This is a genomic window from Pseudogulbenkiania sp. FW507-F1 (assembly GCF_058781125.1).
This window is the reverse complement of sequence record NZ_JBYSWM010000042.1, coordinates 12,721-28,242: the sequence shown is the minus strand read 5'-3', so window position 1 is coordinate 28,242 and position 15,522 is coordinate 12,721. Positions and strand designations below refer to the sequence as shown.

Genomic DNA, 15,522 nt, shown 5'->3' with positions numbered 1-15,522 from the left:
GAATTGAAGGGGTTGCCGACCTCATGTGAGGTGGCGGCGCTACTCCAGCAGGAGGGGCTTTCTTTCGTGTTGGGCAATCGTTCGCTGCAACTTGATCAGGCATGCCAGATCAACGCGGCCAATGACCTTGAGGCGATTGAATGCTGGCTTGCGACAATAGATAACCCCAATACGCATCGTGCCTACAGGAAAGAGGCGTATCGGCTGGCCTTGTGGTCGATCAGTTTTCAGCAAAAACCGGTTTCAGGTTTGCGGGTGGAAGACTTGCATCGTTACTTCGATTGGCTGGCCGGGCCGGAGCGCCATCCGGAATGGCCGGCGCATTGGCGCTTGATCAATGGGCCGCTGAAGGAATCGAGCCGGCGGCAAGCCAAAATCATTCTGCAGGCGTTATTCGACTACCTGGTCAACGCCTCCTATTTGGCGGCCAACCCTTTCCGCTTGCTCGGTAAAAACCAGCGTGGCCGCGAGACCGTGGCGCCGGCAGGTTTTGACGAAGAGGGGCAGGTGGCGATCAATCGCTGGATCGAGCCGGGTTTGTGGGGGTGGCTGGTTGATTTTCTCGATGCCTTGCCGGTATCGACGGCGACCCGCCGGGCTCGGGTTGAACGCTTGCGCTTCCTTTTGGAGTGGCTGTACCGGACCGCGGCGCGACGAAGCGAACTGGCCGGTGCTCGCATGGGACATATCCATCGAACGCAGGGGCTGTGGCTGTGGCGGGTGATGGGTAAAGGGGGGCGGGTGGTCGATGTGCCGCTGGACCGCCAGGCGATCGACGCTTTGGTGCGGTATCGGCGGTTCCGCGGCTTGCCTGATTACCCGCAGCGGGGAGAGGGAGGTGTGCCGCTGGTGTCCGCATTGGATGGCGTCGGGGCGATCCAGGGGCTGCAGATCTATAGCGCCTTGAAGTGGTTCTTTCGAATGGCCGAGCCTGTGGCGCGCGCGCTCGATGTGCAGTGGAGTGAAGCCCTGAAGGCAGCTTCGACACACTGGATTCGTCATTCGCTGGCGTCGCATGCGGCACGGGCCGGCGTGCCGATTCACTTGACGGCAGAGCGTTTGCGGCACAAGTCGCATGCCACGACCCAGCGTTACTACATTCATTCCAGCTTGAAAGAGCAGGTTGAGGCGTTCGATCGCGATTTGTTGCGACGCGATGGGGAAGAATGACGTGGCGCAGGATGAAAATGAATTGATCTTATAATCATGTGTTGATGTTCGGTGGCGCGGTGATGCTGGCCGGTACGATAAGAAGAGAGGGTTTAGATGGGGGCGGATATTTATTCCCGCGTTCGCCAGGTGGCGTTTGAGTTGGTCGGCGAGGGGGTCTGGCCTACGGTGATTGAGGTTCGGGCGCGCTTGGGCACCGGCTCAAACACCACGATCAACAATACGCTGAAGGAATGGCGCCAGGAGTTCCTGTCGCGCGTGGCCGTATCCGCGCGCCGGCCAGACTGGCCGGCAGGGTTGGCCGAAGCCTTCGAGCAAATCTGGCAGCGCGCTTGTGACGAGTCTGACAGTCGGCTGGAGTCGGTGCGCCAGGAGTGGCAGGCAGAGCTGGCGGCCGAAAAAGAGGCCGGCGGCGAGTTGCGTCAGGCGCTGGAGAGTGCGGAGCTGGCGTTGGTGGCGGCCCGGCATGAGCTTGACATGGAGTCGGCCAGGCTGGCCGCGCTGGCGGGGCAGCTGAAGTCGGAGCAAGCGCGCTGCGAGTCGCTCGAGCGGGCCTTGCAAGAGCGTGGCCAGGCGTTGGAAAAGGCGCTGGTTCAGGTAGAGAAAATTCAGCAAGAGAGCGAGGGACGATTCTCCGAGTTCCGGGAGAAGGCCGAGCGCCAGGCACAACAGGAGAAGGAAGAAAGCGCCCGGCGCGAGGCCTTGGCGTATGAGCGCTTGGAAGGCTTGCGCGTGCGGCTCTACGAGCAGATCGAAGAAGAGCGCCAGCAGATGAAAGCCACTGAGGAGCGCCTGGAGGGCGAGTTGCTCGCTATGCGCAAGGAGCTTGGCCGGTCCACGACGCTGTGGCAGGAGCGACTGGCCGAGCGAGAACGAGAATGCGGACGCTTGTCGGCAAGGCTCGAGACGCTCGAGGAGCAGCGCGAGCAACTCCAGCGCATGCTCGACAGCGAATCGCAAAGCCGCAACCGGCTCAATGACCAGTTGCTGGAAATGTCAGCGGTGGTGACGCGTGCCGATGCCGAACGTCGATCGATGGTGCAGGGGTATCTGGAGCAGTTGGTGCAGGACCTCGGCGCGGCGTCGGCCGAGATCGTGCACATGGATGCAGTAGCCTTGCGGCAGTGGCTCGAGATCAGGGTGCCGCGTTAGCCGGCGCGGCGGTAAAGAGCCGGGCAAGCGGGGCGACGATACTCTCGAGGAAGTGGGCGTCGACATCGTCAAACTGGTTGAGCTGTTCCGAATCGACGTCCAGCACGGCGGCGACCTGGCCGTCCGGCAGGCGTACCGGGACGACGATCTCGGAGCGGGAACTGGAAGAGCAGGCGATGTGACCCGGGAAGGTGTCGACGTCGGGTACAACCAGCGTGCGGTTTTCCTTCCATGCCGCACCGCAGACGCCCTTGCCGTGCGGGATGCGCGTACAGGCTATCGGCCCCTGGAACGGCGCCAGGACCAGTTCATTATTCTTGACAACGTAGAAGCCGACCCACAGCCAGTCGAAAGTCATCTTGAGCGCGGCGCACAGGTTCGCCAGGGCCGCGACCTGGTCGGTTTCGTGGTCAAGCAGGGCACGGGTTTGCGGTAGCAGCGTCTGGTATTTCTCGGCTTTGCTGCCGCCTTCGATAATCAGTTGTTCGGCCATCTGGAATCTTCGTTTCGGGTGGTGCCATTGCGGGCAGGTATAGTGCCATGAAAAAGCCCGACCGGGCTGCCTGTCTCGTAAGGGTGACAAGCGGTCGGGTCGGGCGTCATCGCCATGGTGGCGATGGTTACATGGTGTGCTGGCCGCCGTTGATCGCCAGGTTGGCGCCGGTCATGAAGCCGGATACGTCGGAGGCCAGGTAGTTGACCAGGCCGGCGATTTCTTCCGGCTTGCCAAGGCGGCCAACCGGGATCTGGGCGATGATCTTGTTGCGCACGTCTTCCGGTACTGCCATGACCATATCCGTGGCGATGTAGCCCGGGGAGATGGTGTTGACGGTCACGCCCTTCTTGGCCACTTCCTGGGCCAGCGCCATGGTGAAGCCATGCATGCCGGCCTTGGCGGCAGAGTAGTTGGTCTGGCCGAACTGGCCCTTCTGGCCGTTGATCGACGAAATGTTGATGATTCGGCCCCAGCCGCGCTCCACCATGCCGTCGACCACCGGTTTGGCCATGTTGAAGACCGAGTCCAGGTTGGTGCTGATGACCGCGCTCCAGTCGTCCTTGGTCAGGCGCTTGAAGGTCGCATCGCGGGTGATGCCGGCGTTGTTGACCAGGATGTCGACCGGGCCGATGTCCTGAGTGATCTTCTCGACCATGGCCTGGCAAGCGGCGGTGTCGGTGACGTCGCACTGATAGGCGTAGGCCTGGTAGCCGGCTTCTTTCATGTCAGCCAGCCAGGCTTGTTCCTTGCCCGGTTTGCTGTAGGTGGTGACCACGGTGTGGCCGGCAGCGGCGAGAGCCTTGCAAATCGAGGTCCCGATACCGCCCATGCCGCCCGAAACCAAAGCGATTCTCTTTGCCATTATCTCGTCTCCTGTCTGTGAGAAGCGCTGTAAGTGCGCTGTTTTGAGGTTCTTTGCACGACAGAATAGGGGCATTGTCTGGCTTTGTAAATCATCAGCGGGATTGCATAACTTATGCTGTTATCTTGTTCAGTTCGCTTGTCAGTCTTTGTAACAATTCCATGCGATACTGGCTTATTTTCCCGCTCTTGGCGGCTTCCTTGATGGCGCAGTCCGGTTCGGCCAGGTGGGCACAATTATGGAAGCGGCACTGCCCGATGAGGGGGCGCATCTCGGGAAAATAATGTACGAGATCAGTGGCTTGAAGGTGTTTCAGGCCGAATTCCTGCAATCCCGGTGAGTCGATCAAGTGGCTGTTCGAGTCGAGATGATAGAGCGCGGCATGCGTCGTGGTGTGCCGGCCGGAGTCGAGAGCAGTGGAAATATCACCGATTCGTGCACGGGCGTCCGGCAGCAAGGCGTTGGTCAGGGTGGACTTGCCCATGCCCGACTGTCCAACAAAAACCGAAGTGTGGCCGGCCAGCAGGGGGCGAAGTTCTTCCACGCTCTGTTTGGCCGATAGACTGAGGACGTGATAGCCCAGCGCCTGATACAGCTCCAGTTTTTTTAGCCAGGCGGCGGTTTCCGGCAGGTCTGACTTGTTGACCAGGATGATGGGCTCGATATCGGCGGCCTCGGCGGCGATCAGGCCCCGGTTGAGGAACTCTTCGCTTGGGGTGGGAACGGCGGCAGTCACGAACAGAATGCGGGTGACGTTGGCCGCAATCATCTTGGTTTTCCAGTCGTCCTGGCGGTAGAGCAGGCTGCACCTTTCGTGGGCGTTTTCGATAACGGCCTGTTCGTCATTCTGGATCAGGATGTCGACGAAGTCACCGCAGGCGTAGTTGACGCGTTTGCCGCGAGTGGTGCAATCGTAGGAGCGGCCGTCGGTTTCGACAATGAAGCGGCGGCCGTAGCTGCGGATGATCTGTCCGGTTTGTTTCATGCAGGCCTATTCAGCAGGGCTTCCGTTTTTGCCGCGCAGATGAAGTCGTTGAGGGTGAGACCGTTGGCGTCGTGGGTGCTGAAGTGCACCACAGCGCGGTTGTAGTGGACCGACAGGTCTGGGTGATGGTCTTCTTGATGGGCAATCCAGGCCAGGGCGTTCACGAACGCCATGGTTTCGTAGTAATTGCCGAAGCGGAAGGTCTTGACCAGCTCGATGCCTTGGATTTCCCAGCCGGGCAGGGCGGCGAGATGTTGCTGCTGACGGGTGGCGTCCAGCGGGCTCTTGCCATGCTGGGCCTGGCAATGCATTGCCGTGAGGTTCATGCGTGCTCTCCTTTCAGATGGGCGATGCGCAGTGTCGCCGGCGGGTGGGAGTCGTAAAAGGCCGAATGCAGCGGGTCGGGGGTAAGCGTCGAGGCATTGTCCCGATACAGCTTGACCAAGGCCGACGCCAGCGCCTCGGCGGAAACCTGCGCGGCGGCAAAATCGTCGGCTTCATATTCGTGGCGGCGTGACAGCAGGCTGGAGAGCGGTGTCAGCGGGAAGGTGAAGGCAGGGATCACCATGAAGAACAGCACCAGCGCCAAGGCGCTGCTTTGGCTGGTCAGCCCCAGTCCCTGATAGAACCAGGAGGCATCGATCAGCCGACCCAGGATGAACAGCAAGCCCAGGGAGAGCGCGAAGGTGAGTCCGATGCGCTTGATGACGTGGCGCTTGTGGAAGTGCCCCAGTTCGTGAGCCAGTACCGCTTCGATCTCGTCGTGTTCGAGGCGTTTGAGCAGGGTGTCGAAGAACACGATGCGTTTGCTCGAACCAAAGCCGGTGAAGTAGGCGTTGCCATGGCTGGAGCGGGTGGAACCGTCCATGACGAAGATGCCTTGGCTCTTGAAGCCGCAACGCTGGAGCAGGGCGTCGATGCGCTGGCTCAGCGTGGCATCCTGCAGCGGTTGGAATTTGTTGAATAGAGGGGCGATCAGGGTCGGGTAGACCGCCACCAAGAGCACACTGAAGGCGCTCCACAGCAGCCACACCCACAGCCACCACAGGCTGCCCATGATCGACATCAGCCACAAGACCAGTAGCAGTAATGGCGCGCCGATCATTATGCCCAGTGTGGTGCTCTTGATCAGGTCGAGGAAGAACAGTTTGGGCGTTGTAGAGTTGAAGCCGAAGCGGGCCTCGACGCCGAAGGTGCGGGCCAGGCTGAAGGGCAAGGAGACCGCGCCGGAAACCAGGCTGACCGCGCCAATCAGGATCAGTCCGCGCAGCAGGTCCGATCCGGCAAGGTTGGCCGAAAGCTGCCACAACCCCTGCAGTCCGCCTCCCAGCGTCAGGGCCAGGATCAGCAGGGTATCGGCAGCGGCATTGAGCATGCCGAGCCGGGTCTTGGCGACGGTGTAATCGGCGGCGCGCTGGTGGGCTTCCAGTGGAATGCTGTCGGCAAAGCCCGCCGGCAACTGCTGGCGGTGGCGCTGGATGTGGCGGGTGTGGCGACGGGCCAGCCACAGCCGGAGCAGCAAGGAGCCCCCCAAGGCGAGCAGGAAGGCGTAGGTAAAGGCGTTTGTCATGGGAAAGAATGCGCGACGTTTGCCGGATGTGCGGCAATGGCGGAAAATACGACCGTTTAGAAAGATGGATCAGTATGGCACAAGATCAAAACAACCTCATCTGGCTCGACATGGAAATGACGGGCCTGAATCCGGATAGCGACCGCATCATCGAAATTGCCGTGGTGGTGACCGATGGCCAGCTCAACGTGCTGGCCGAGTCGCCGGTGCTGGCGATTCACCAGCCCGACAGCGTGCTGGATGGCATGGACGAGTGGAACAAGTCCACCCACGCCCGCTCGGGGCTGATCGAACGGGTCAAGGCCTCGACCCTGAGCGAAACCGATGCCGAGGAGCAGATGCTGGCGTTCCTGCAGGAGTACGTGCCGGCCAAGACCTCGCCGATGTGCGGCAACTCGATTTGCCAGGATCGCCGTTTCATGGCGCGCGGCATGCCACGGCTCGAAGCCTTCTTCCATTACCGTAACCTCGACGTGTCGACGCTGAAGGAGCTGTGCAAGCGCTGGAAGCCCGAGGTGGCGCGCGGCGTGGTGAAGAAAGGCCGTCATCAGGCCTTGGCCGACATCCTCGAATCGATCGAGGAATTGAAGTACTACCGCGAGCACTTCATCAAACTCTGATGGCTTGTGAATAAATCGGCTGCCTTCAGCCGGCCTAGTGCTGCCCACCGTGCCACGGGTACGGCTGTGCTGCCTGGCCCGGCCTGAGGGTGCGGCGATGGCCGCAGGGAATCCCCGATGATTTCTTTTGCCGGCTGGTTTTCCGGCCCGCTTTTCCCGGCGGGCTGTCTTCCCGTCATCAACTGGATTTTTCGATGCTGGACTACCGTCGTCACGACATCAACGGTTCACCGGTCTGGGCCAAGCTGCATCAGCACCAGCGCGCCACGCGCCACATGCACATGCGCGAACTGTTTCAGCTGGATCCGCAGCGATTCGGCCGCTTTTCACTGGAAGTCGACGGCCTATTGCTGGATTACTCCAAGAACCGCATGACCGAACGGACTTTCGAACTGCTGTTCGAGTTGGCCGAAACGGTGAACCTGCGGGGCTGGATGGAGTCGATGCGCCGTGGCGAGCGCATCAATGTGAGCGAGGATCGCGCGGTGCTGCATACCGCGCTGCGCCTTCCGGCTGATGCGGTGCTGGAAGTGGACGATGTCGACCTGGTGCCGCAGGTGCACGCCGTGTTGCAACGTCTGCGGGCGTTCAGCGAACGGGTGCGAGCCGGCGAATGGCGCGGCTATACCGGCTTGCCGGTGACCGACGTGGTCAATCTGGGTATTGGCGGTTCCGATCTCGGGCCGCTGGTGGTGGCCGAAGCGCTGGGTCCGTACGCGCATCCGGGGCTGACGGTGCATTTCGTCTCCAACGTGGACGGTCAGCATATCGCCCGCACCCTGGAGAAGCTCGACCCGCGCACTACCCTGTTCATCGTGGCATCGAAGTCGTTCTCCACGCCGGAAACCTTGCTCAACGCCCAGGCGGCGCGGCAGTGGTTCCTGCAGGCGGCGACGGAAGCGGATATTGCGCGTCATTTCGTCGCGGTGTCGACCAACGCCGGTGCCGTCAAGGCGTTCGGCATCGACCCGGAGAACATGTTCGGCTTTTGGGATTGGGTCGGCGGACGCTATTCGGTGTGGTCCTCCATCGGCCTGCCGGTGATGCTGGCAGTCGGATTCGAGTGCTTCAGCGAGTTTTTGGCTGGCGGTCATGCCATGGACCAGCATTTCTTCAGCGCTCCGTTCGAGCGCAACATGCCGGTGATCCTGGCGCTGATCGGCGTCTGGTACAACACCTTCTACGGTGCCCATACCCACGCCATCATGCCGTACGACCATGGTCTACGCCGTCTGCCTGCCCACATCCAGCAACTGGACATGGAGTCCAATGGCAAGCGTGTCGGGCGCTTCGGCGAGCGGCTCGACTTCAAGACCGGACCGGTGATCTGGGGCGAGGAGGGCGTGAACAGCCAGCATGCCTTCTTCCAGTTGCTGCATCAGGGCACCCGCCTGGTGCCATGCGATTTCATCATCCCGATGAACAGCCACTACCGGGTCGACCACCAGCATGCCGTGCTGGTGGCCAACTGCCTGGCGCAGACCGAGGCGCTGATGCGCGGTAAGGCCGAGGCCGAAGTGATGGCGGAGTTGTCCGACCTGCCGGGTGACCGGCTCGACATGCTGCTGCCGCAGAAACTGTTTCCCGGCAATCAGCCCTCCAACACGCTCGCTCTTGATAAGCTGACGCCGCACGCGCTCGGCATGCTGATGGCCTTGTACGAGCACAAGGTGTTCGTACAGGGTGTGATCTGGGGAATCAATTCCTTCGACCAATGGGGTGTCGAGTACGGCAAGCAACTGGCGCAGCGCATCCTGCCGGAGCTCTCGTCCGAAGGCGCGCTGGCGCACGACAGTTCCACCAACGGGCTGATCGCCCATTTCCGGAGTCGTCATGAGCGCTGAGATGGAATTGGCTCGCCAACTGGGCGAACTACTGTTTGATCGAGGGGAGTGCCTGACTCTGGCTGAGTCTTGCACGGCCGGCCGGATTGCCGGGGCCGTGACCGATATCGCAGGCAGCTCGGCATGGTTCGGTTATGGCTTTGTCACCTATAGCAACGAGGCCAAACAGCAGATGCTCGGCGTGCGTGCCGAAACGTTGGCCGAAGACGGCGCGGTCAGTGAGCGGACCGTGCGGGAAATGGTGGCCGGGGCGCTGCTGCACTCCGGGGCCGACTGGGCGGTGGCCGTGTCGGGTATCGCCGGTCCGGCAGGCGGCTCGGTGGCGAAGCCGGTGGGGACGGTATGGTTCGCCCTGGCTGGCCGTCAGGGTGCAGCCGAGGCCTTCGTCTGCCATTTTTCCGGCGATCGGCTCGAGGTTCGCCGGCAGACGGTGGAAACGGCGCTGTCCCGCCTGATACAGCTGATCGGCCGTCAGCCGCTGTCCGCCTGACAATCGCTTCGAGAGGTCACAACGCCGGTTCGTCCGGCGTTTTTTATGTCTCGTCGTCAGCCTGGGGGCTCTCATCCAGCTTGGCGCGTGGGTGGGTGGCATCGTAGACCTTGGCCAAGTGCTGGAAATCGAGGCTGGTGTAGATCTGCGTGGTGGACAGGTTGGCGTGGCCCAGCAGCTCCTGGACCGCGCGCAGATCGCCTGAAGACTGCAGTAGATGGCTGGCAAAAGAATGGCGCAGCATGTGGGGATGGACATGGCGGTCGCTGCCGTGGCGCTGCGCCCACTGTTCCAGCCGTTTCTCCACCTGTCGTCCGGACAGCCGCCGCCCGCTCTTGCCGGTGAATACTGCACCTTCGCCCGGCTGGGAGGGGCGGATTGCCAGCCATCGTTCCAGCGCCTGCCGGGCTTGGCGGCCGATCGGCAGGATGCGTGTCTTGTTGCCCTTGCCGTGGGCGGTGAGCAGGCCCTCGCCCAGATCGAGATCGGCAAGGTCGAGCCCGGTCAGCTCCGACAGGCGCAAGCCGCACGAGTAGAGCAGCTCGAACATGGCCTGGTCGCGGAGGGTTAGGTCATCCTCAGGGTCGATCGGGGCGTCGAGCAGGGCACTGGTGGCGTCGACGGGCAGGGCCTTGGGAAGCGTCTTCGGGCTTTTGGGTGGCCGGATTCCGTGGCAGGGGTTGGCTGGGAGTTTTTCCTGTTCGATCAGCCAGTCGAAGAATCCGCGCCAGGCGGACAGCATGCGCGCCAGGCTGCGGCCAATGTGCCCCTTGGCGTGGAGCCGTGCCACGGCGAGGCGGATCTGTTGTGCGGTGAGGGTGGCAGGATCCTGCGCCCCTTGCAGTGCGGCCAACGCCTGCAGGTCGCGGCGGTAGGCGCTGCGCGTGTGCGGGCTCTTGCCAGCAAGCTGCAGCGACTGGTCATAGCCGGCGATCCGCTGCTCCCAGCTCGTGGACGAGGGAGCGCTGTGGTTGGGGCTTGGGTCGGGCGCGTCTTGCAGGCCTGTGCTCATGATGCAACGTTCTCTGAAGTCAGGACAAAGTAAAAAGCCGCCCAGCGAGATAAGGGGCGGCTCTGGGGTGGGGCTCGGCGAACCTTACTGCTTGACGAATTCGTTCTCGATATCCTCGAGCGTGATTTCCCACGAGTCCATCATATAGCGCAGCAGGGCCATCTCCGGATCGCTGATCTGTCCGTCGGACTTGGTGACGTCGATGGCCAGGGCGCAGGCGAGAATGCGCCGGCTGCGGTCGGTGACATCGGTCAGCAGATTGTCGATGCGCTGCTTGTCGATGAGATGGATCGTGCCATCCTGTTCATCGGCTTCGTCCGAGATGTCGTCGCAGTAGCTGATCAGCACGTCCATGAATTGCTTGCGGCCAAGGCCTAGCACCTCGTAGGCGTTCAACTCCTCCAGTGCTTCGATTTCGTGGTGATCCATCTCGCCGTCGGTGACCAGGAACATGGCCAGCAAGCGGGCAATGGCTTCGGCACTGTTGGGGGGGTAGGGTCTCATCATGCCATTCCTCCTTGTTGTTCTCGCGGAAAGCGCGTCATAAACATGTCGGGCATGGGCACGATTTTCCGCTTGCCGTAATCGAAGAAGACGATTCCGGTCTTCAATCTTGCCACTTCTTGCCCGGTCTTGTCATGGCTTGCCTGATAAACCAGATCGAAACCGTATTTGTTGGGATCGGTCAGTCCTAGACGAAAGATCAGGTTTTCGCCATGAAAGACCTCTGCCTTGTAGACGATAGCGGCATCCGTCATGATGATGCCATGCCCCTCTACATCGAGCTCGGTATAACCGTAGGCCTTGAAGAACCGCAGCCGCGCTTCGTGGGCCAGCCGCAGTATGGCGTCGTTGGCGAGATGTCCCCCGTAGTTGATATCACCTATCCTGATATCGAGGGCTGTTTCGAATACGAATGTCTCCGGCAGGGGAATCTGGATACGGGCCATGATCGATTCTGCTTCAAATACGGCAGAGTCTACTCACGTCCTTAACCTGCATCAACAATGAAACGTGGCGGATTTGGTACGGTGTGGTAGTCAGGGGTTATCAGATAAGGAGCATGTCATGTATCAGCGAATTTACGTACCGGTGGATGATAGCGAAACTTCCAACCTGGCCTTGGCTGAGGCTTGCAAGCTCGCAAAAGAAGTCGGTGCCAAGGTGTGCCTCGCGCATGTTGTCGACCTGGCGCAGTTTGGATGGGGGGGGACGGAGTTTCTCGATGCTTCCGAACTACAGGCTTCGATCAAGCAGGCCGGCGAGAAGGTACTGTCTCAGGCTGAAGCCAAGGCGCAGGCCATGGGTGTTCAGGTCGAGGGCAAGATTCTCGAGAGCTGGGGCGACAAGATTGCGTCGGTATTGATTGAAGACTTGCAGAACTGGCAGGCGGACTTGGTGGTCATGGGGACGCACGGCTGGAGCGGCCTGATGCATCTGCTGATGGGGAGTGTGGCAGAGGGCGTGCTAAAGCAGGTCGAAGTCCCGGTCTTGCTGGTGCGTAACGTCGGCGACTGACCCGGGGCTGAGGTCGGTGTTGCGCATCACCATCTCCCCGGTGGGGTTCACCGGGGAGATGTCATGGGATGGTGCTGACGATGATCAGCTAGTAACCGATTCCGACGACGAGGAGCCTTCCGTGGCGTCCAGTTTGGCACGCACGGCTTTGCGCAGGCTCTTGTAGAGGTCCGGGTGGGTCTCTTTGAGGTATTCGACGATCTCGAAATCCTCACGGCGTACCCGGGCCAGATCGACTTGCTCAACATGAACCAGACGAAGCAGTTCGCGCACCGGTTTGGGCATATTGCGGCCGCTTTCATAGCGGGAGCCGCCGGATTGGGTGACGCCGATACGGCTCCAGAATTCCTGCTGGTTCAGGCCGAGCTTTCGCCGGATCTCGCGGGGGTTGGTGATCTTCTCAAACAGTTTCATGGTAAGCCTCGTAAATTGGTAACCGGTCTTGACAAGTGTTTTTATTGGGTACTGCTATATAAAAAATAGCAGAAAAAATCCATTAGGAATATTAGAGCGTGCAAAAAAAAATAGTTCCCGTCATCGCTCATGGAATATTCCATATTTCTTATGTTTTAAGCCGCAGGACAGCTTGCTGGATCGACGGGCGCAGGGAATCGTCCGGCGCTGACGGGCTGGGCTGTGCACAACAAAAAAAGGGAGGGGTGGCGAGCCCGACCCCCGGCACTTGCACTGAATAACTGTGGCTGCTTCCTTCCGGACCTGACCAGGTTCGCTATTGTGCAATGCGGGGAGGCCCGCCATTGAGAGTTAAAAATTATATCCCTTTAACATGGGTTTGCCAAGCAATTATTGCGGGCTTTCAGGGTATTTTTACTTTCCCATCAAATTGCACGGCGGGTCTCATGGTTTGACGCCGTGGTCGGCAAACCAGGCCAGCATTTTGGCCCAGCCGTCGTGTGCGGCGGCTGCATTGTAGCTTGGTCGGTAATCGGCATTGAAGCCGTGGCCGGCGTCCGGGTAGACGATCAGGCGGGAGGGGCTGCCTGCTTTGGCCAGCTTGTCCTGCATTGCCTTGACGGTGTCGAGGGAGATGCCGCTGTCGAGTCCGCCATAGAGCCCCAGAACAGGCGCCTTCAATTGATCCGCCAGGTCCAGTGGGTGCCTGGGGGTCATGGCGCTGCTGCTGGCAGTCAGTTTTCCGTACCAGGCCGCTGCAGCCTTGATGGCGTCGGTATGGGCGGCGTACAACCAGACGATACGGCCGCCCCAGCAGAAGCCGGTGATGGCTGTGCGCTCGCTATCCCCGCCATGGCTGTGCGTCCAGGCGAGCGTGGCATCCAGATCCTGCAGCACCTGCTGGTCGGAGACCTTGCCGACCAGTTTGGCCAGGAGTTCTTCGGTCGAGGGGTATTCCCGAGGATTACCCTGGCGGAAATAGAGTTCAGGGGCGATAGCGAGGTAACCGGCTTTGGCCAGTCGCCGGCAGAGGTCTTGAATGTGTTCGTGAACGCCGAAAATCTCCTGTACCACCAGGACGACGGGCAGCGTTCCTTTTGCGTTGGCAGGGCGGGCCATGTAGGCGGGGAGGATTTCACCGTTGACCGGCACGCCGACCGGGCCTGTGCTCAGGTTCTGGCTGTCGGTAGTGATGACGGTGGCCGAGGCTGGGCTGACTGCTAGTGCGAAACCGGTGCCCAGGGCCAGTTGCAAGAAGTGTCGGCGCTCGTCATCGGGGTGGGGCGGGGGGTCTGACGGTGTGGGCATGGTAACTCTCCAAGGGGTAATCCATGCTAGATCAATCCTGTCGTGTGAACCAGTGCAGACGGTCGGCCTTGGTTTTGCTATCCCGGGGCCTGCCGAGGGCTATCCTGTGGGGTGTGGTGTCATGCGCTGGCGGCTGACAAAGGTGGGGCCGAGTGTCGGGGCGGGGTGTAGAATGGCACGCATTACTGAAAGATGATGACAAGGCAGAGTGCACATGAAAAGAACGGATCTGGAAAAGAACAAGGGGCTGAAGATCAACGGCAAGATGGCTCAGGCCGGCGTGCCTGCCCGCTACAGCCAGCAGGCGGGCGAAGTGCTGGATAAGAAGGAACGTCGCAAGCTCGATCAGGCTCAGGGCCTGGTGCCTTTCGCGGTGAAGCTGCCGGGAGATCTGGTCAAGGAGTTGCAGGCGTTGGCTCAAGAGCGCCAGCTTGCCATGAGCGATCTGGCCGTAGAACTGTTGAAGAAGGGCTTGTCCGCCTGAATTAGAGCGGACGATGGCAAGCAAAACGGCACAATTATGTGCCGTTTTGCTTTTGGTGTGGCCGTGGCAATGGCAGTCAGGGGCGTGTGGCCGCCGTGGCGGCGGCTGCATCGAGTGGCAGGAACTGTAGCAAGGGGGCGCCGAGCAAGGCCTGGCTGTAGTTGATGGCGGCGCGGCGATACTTTTCGTCGGAGAAGGCGGCCAGCAGGTCCAGCCGGCCGACGATCTTGCCGAATTCACGTTCGAAGCTGAGGTTCTGCTCGCTATCGCTGAGTTCGTTGGCTCGCAGCATGGCTTTGCCGTCGTCACCTTTGCGGTTGGATAACAGCCAGGCCGCCACTTCGACATTGTAGGAGGCATTGGCGAGCTTGCCGGCGTCGAGACCGTCCAGCAGGTAGTGCTCGGTCTTGCCGTCGTAACAGTCGAGCAGCATGCTTCCCAGTCCGTAGATCAGAGTGCCGGCGCGGTCGCCCTTGAAGTGTGGATCGAATGCCGTGGTGAGGGCGGCCACCGAGCGCACCTTGCCCAGAGCTGGGAGGGGCTGGTTGCGGCGAATGGCTTCCATGATTTGCCGATGAGCTTCGTCGCGACTGCCCGCGCCGCCAGCGCGCCAACTGGATGGATTGCGCTTGTATAGTTTGTCGAGCAGCAGACTCAGGCTGTCGAGGTTGTCACGCATGGTGAGGTTGGCGACGCGGTTACCATCGCTTTGCCCGAGTTGCTCCACGCTGAAGCCATCGCTGCCAACCGGCTTCTTTCCGGGCGGCGAGGAGCAGGCCAGCAGCAGGCTGCAGAGGCACAGCGGGAGCAGGCGGGAGAGGGGCTGCGGGAGATGGAGCATGGGGAATCTGCGGCTGTAACGGTGTTGCCGTATGTAGCATGCCGCCGCGAGCCGCGGCAAGCGAGCGCGGCGGCGTCATTTCCCTGCCCCGAGGCTTAGTGTTGTTTGGCGCGGGGGTGGAGACCGAGGGCGGCCCAGCCTTCGTGCCCGAGCTCCTTCATCGTCGCGATGTTTTTTTCGTAGATGGCGTCGGCCTCGGGGAACGCCTCGACGGCGCGATCGATGCTGCTCTCGCGCAGCAGGTGCAGCGTGGGGTAGGGGGAGCGGTTGGTGAAGTTCTCGATGTCGTCCTTGTCGGTGCCTTCGAACTGGTAGTCCGGGTGGAAGCTGGCCACCTGCAGGGTGCCGGCGTAACCCAGTTCTTCGACGACGTTGTCGGCGAGATCGAGAAAGTCGTTGTAATCCAGGAAGTCGGTGAGCGTGTCGGGGTGGATCAGCAGGGTGGTGTCGATCTCTTCCGGGGAGGTCTCGTCCAGCAGTTGCAGTTCACGCTCGAGTTCTTCCAGCAGGGCGTCGATGTGGGGGGCATGGCTCACCACGAAGCGCACCTGATTCTTGACGTATACGGACTTGGCAAACGGACACAGGTTGAGGTTGATAACGGCTTTTTCCACCCATTGACGGGTGGCGGTGATGATGTCGTTGTCGCTGGGGGTAGTCATGTCGCGGTCCGATGAGGGTGGTGTCGTTGGTGGGATTTCATTGTAGACGGGCATGAAAAAACCCGGAACCAGTCCGGGTTTTTTCTGGAACGCT

General features: G+C 61.0%; 19 protein-coding genes and 1 other RNA gene. 7 read left to right on the top strand and 13 right to left on the bottom strand.

The features are described 5' to 3' along the window. Both AC3WG5_RS18265 and AC3WG5_RS18260 read left to right on the top strand, forming a co-directional pair. Positions 1-1,170: tyrosine-type recombinase/integrase (locus AC3WG5_RS18265; protein WP_492570102.1), on the top strand; the 1,170-nt coding region annotated here is incomplete at its 5' end. A 96-nt stretch (positions 1,171-1,266) separates the two neighbouring features. Then, positions 1,267-2,322 (top strand): DNA-binding protein, encoded by a 1,056-nt coding sequence (locus AC3WG5_RS18260; RefSeq protein WP_492570100.1) that lies wholly within the window; start codon positions 1,267-1,269, stop codon positions 2,320-2,322. Here AC3WG5_RS18260 and AC3WG5_RS18255 read toward each other — a convergent pair. The 5 genes from AC3WG5_RS18255 to AC3WG5_RS18235 form a co-directional block, all read right to left on the bottom strand. Further along, entirely contained in the window at positions 2,306-2,815 is a 510-nt protein-coding gene (locus tag AC3WG5_RS18255) for a GAF domain-containing protein (protein WP_492570098.1), read from the bottom strand. The genes AC3WG5_RS18260 and AC3WG5_RS18255 overlap by 17 nt on opposite strands. A 127-nt stretch (positions 2,816-2,942) precedes the next feature. Continuing rightward, complete coding sequence (locus tag AC3WG5_RS18250; RefSeq protein WP_294863432.1) at positions 2,943-3,680, bottom strand: beta-ketoacyl-ACP reductase; 738 nt, start codon at positions 3,678-3,680, stop codon at positions 2,943-2,945. A gap of 112 nt (positions 3,681-3,792) precedes the next feature. Continuing rightward, entirely contained in the window at positions 3,793-4,665 is an 873-nt protein-coding gene (rsgA, locus tag AC3WG5_RS18245; RefSeq protein ID WP_492570095.1) for a ribosome small subunit-dependent GTPase A, read from the bottom strand. Next, entirely contained in the window at positions 4,662-4,991 is a 330-nt protein-coding gene (locus AC3WG5_RS18240) for a 4a-hydroxytetrahydrobiopterin dehydratase (RefSeq protein WP_492570093.1), read from the bottom strand. Before AC3WG5_RS18240 ends, rsgA begins: the two co-directional genes overlap by 4 nt. Next, positions 4,988-6,235 (bottom strand): M48 family metallopeptidase, encoded by a 1,248-nt coding sequence (locus AC3WG5_RS18235; protein ID WP_492570091.1) that lies wholly within the window; start codon positions 6,233-6,235, stop codon positions 4,988-4,990. The genes AC3WG5_RS18240 and AC3WG5_RS18235 overlap by 4 nt, the downstream gene beginning before the upstream one ends. A 74-nt stretch (positions 6,236-6,309) precedes the next feature. On the opposite strand from AC3WG5_RS18235, the gene orn reads away from it, so the two are divergent. The 3 genes from orn (at position 6,310) to AC3WG5_RS18220 (ending at position 9,189) form a co-directional block, all read left to right on the top strand. After that, a complete protein-coding gene (gene orn / locus AC3WG5_RS18230) occupies positions 6,310-6,855 on the top strand; it encodes an oligoribonuclease (RefSeq protein ID WP_008952816.1) in 546 nt (181 codons plus the stop codon). A gap of 194 nt (positions 6,856-7,049) precedes the next feature. Then, complete coding sequence (gene pgi / locus AC3WG5_RS18225) at positions 7,050-8,699, top strand: glucose-6-phosphate isomerase (protein WP_492570088.1); 1,650 nt, start codon at positions 7,050-7,052, stop codon at positions 8,697-8,699. After that, positions 8,689-9,189: a CinA family protein gene (locus tag AC3WG5_RS18220; RefSeq protein ID WP_492570086.1), complete on the top strand. Its 501-nt coding sequence runs from the start codon at positions 8,689-8,691 to the stop codon at positions 9,187-9,189. The genes pgi and AC3WG5_RS18220 overlap by 11 nt, the downstream gene beginning before the upstream one ends. Positions 9,190-9,232: 43 nt before the next feature. Here the strand turns inward: AC3WG5_RS18220 and xerC are convergent, their stop codons facing one another. From xerC to AC3WG5_RS18205, 3 genes are all read right to left on the bottom strand, one after another. After that, positions 9,233-10,201, bottom strand: coding sequence for a tyrosine recombinase XerC (gene xerC, locus AC3WG5_RS18215; RefSeq protein ID WP_492570084.1), 969 nt, complete (start codon positions 10,199-10,201; stop codon positions 9,233-9,235). A gap of 84 nt (positions 10,202-10,285) precedes the next feature. Continuing rightward, positions 10,286-10,708 carry a tellurite resistance TerB family protein gene (locus AC3WG5_RS18210; RefSeq protein WP_492570082.1) on the bottom strand — a complete coding sequence of 141 codons (423 nt, stop codon included), beginning with the start codon at positions 10,706-10,708 and terminating at the stop codon, positions 10,286-10,288. Beyond that, positions 10,705-11,151 carry a thioesterase family protein gene (locus AC3WG5_RS18205; protein WP_482581437.1) on the bottom strand — a complete coding sequence of 149 codons (447 nt, stop codon included), beginning with the start codon at positions 11,149-11,151 and terminating at the stop codon, positions 10,705-10,707. Before AC3WG5_RS18205 ends, AC3WG5_RS18210 begins: the two co-directional genes overlap by 4 nt. A gap of 118 nt (positions 11,152-11,269) precedes the next feature. Between AC3WG5_RS18205 and AC3WG5_RS18200 the strand changes: the two genes are divergently transcribed. After that, the gene (locus tag AC3WG5_RS18200) at positions 11,270-11,719 is read left to right on the top strand and encodes a universal stress protein (RefSeq protein WP_008952810.1); all 450 of its coding nucleotides are present in this window, start codon (positions 11,270-11,272) and stop codon (positions 11,717-11,719) included. A gap of 84 nt (positions 11,720-11,803) precedes the next feature. On the opposite strand, the gene AC3WG5_RS18195 is transcribed toward AC3WG5_RS18200, so the two are convergent. The 3 genes from AC3WG5_RS18195 to AC3WG5_RS18185 all read right to left on the bottom strand — a co-directional run bounded on the left by AC3WG5_RS18195 (position 11,804) and on the right by AC3WG5_RS18185 (position 13,387). Then, a complete protein-coding gene (locus AC3WG5_RS18195) occupies positions 11,804-12,133 on the bottom strand; it encodes a helix-turn-helix domain-containing protein (RefSeq protein WP_492570080.1) in 330 nt (109 codons plus the stop codon). Between the two features lie 244 nt (positions 12,134-12,377). Next, positions 12,378-12,476, bottom strand: an RNA gene (ffs, locus tag AC3WG5_RS18190) — signal recognition particle sRNA small type. A 101-nt stretch (positions 12,477-12,577) separates the two neighbouring features. Further along, a complete protein-coding gene (locus AC3WG5_RS18185; protein WP_236261525.1) occupies positions 12,578-13,387 on the bottom strand; it encodes a dienelactone hydrolase family protein in 810 nt (269 codons plus the stop codon). Between the two features lie 268 nt (positions 13,388-13,655). Here AC3WG5_RS18185 and AC3WG5_RS18180 point away from each other — a divergent pair, with 268 nt between their 5' ends. Beyond that, positions 13,656-13,925 (top strand): hypothetical protein, encoded by a 270-nt coding sequence (locus AC3WG5_RS18180; RefSeq protein WP_008952807.1) that lies wholly within the window; start codon positions 13,656-13,658, stop codon positions 13,923-13,925. Between the two features lie 76 nt (positions 13,926-14,001). Here the strand turns inward: AC3WG5_RS18180 and AC3WG5_RS18175 are convergent, their stop codons facing one another. Next, positions 14,002-14,766 carry a hypothetical protein gene (locus AC3WG5_RS18175; RefSeq protein ID WP_492570077.1) on the bottom strand — a complete coding sequence of 255 codons (765 nt, stop codon included), beginning with the start codon at positions 14,764-14,766 and terminating at the stop codon, positions 14,002-14,004. A 95-nt stretch (positions 14,767-14,861) separates the two neighbouring features. Then, complete coding sequence (locus AC3WG5_RS18170; protein WP_492570075.1) at positions 14,862-15,428, bottom strand: DUF1415 domain-containing protein; 567 nt, start codon at positions 15,426-15,428, stop codon at positions 14,862-14,864. Positions 15,429-15,522: the final 94 nt, after the last annotated feature.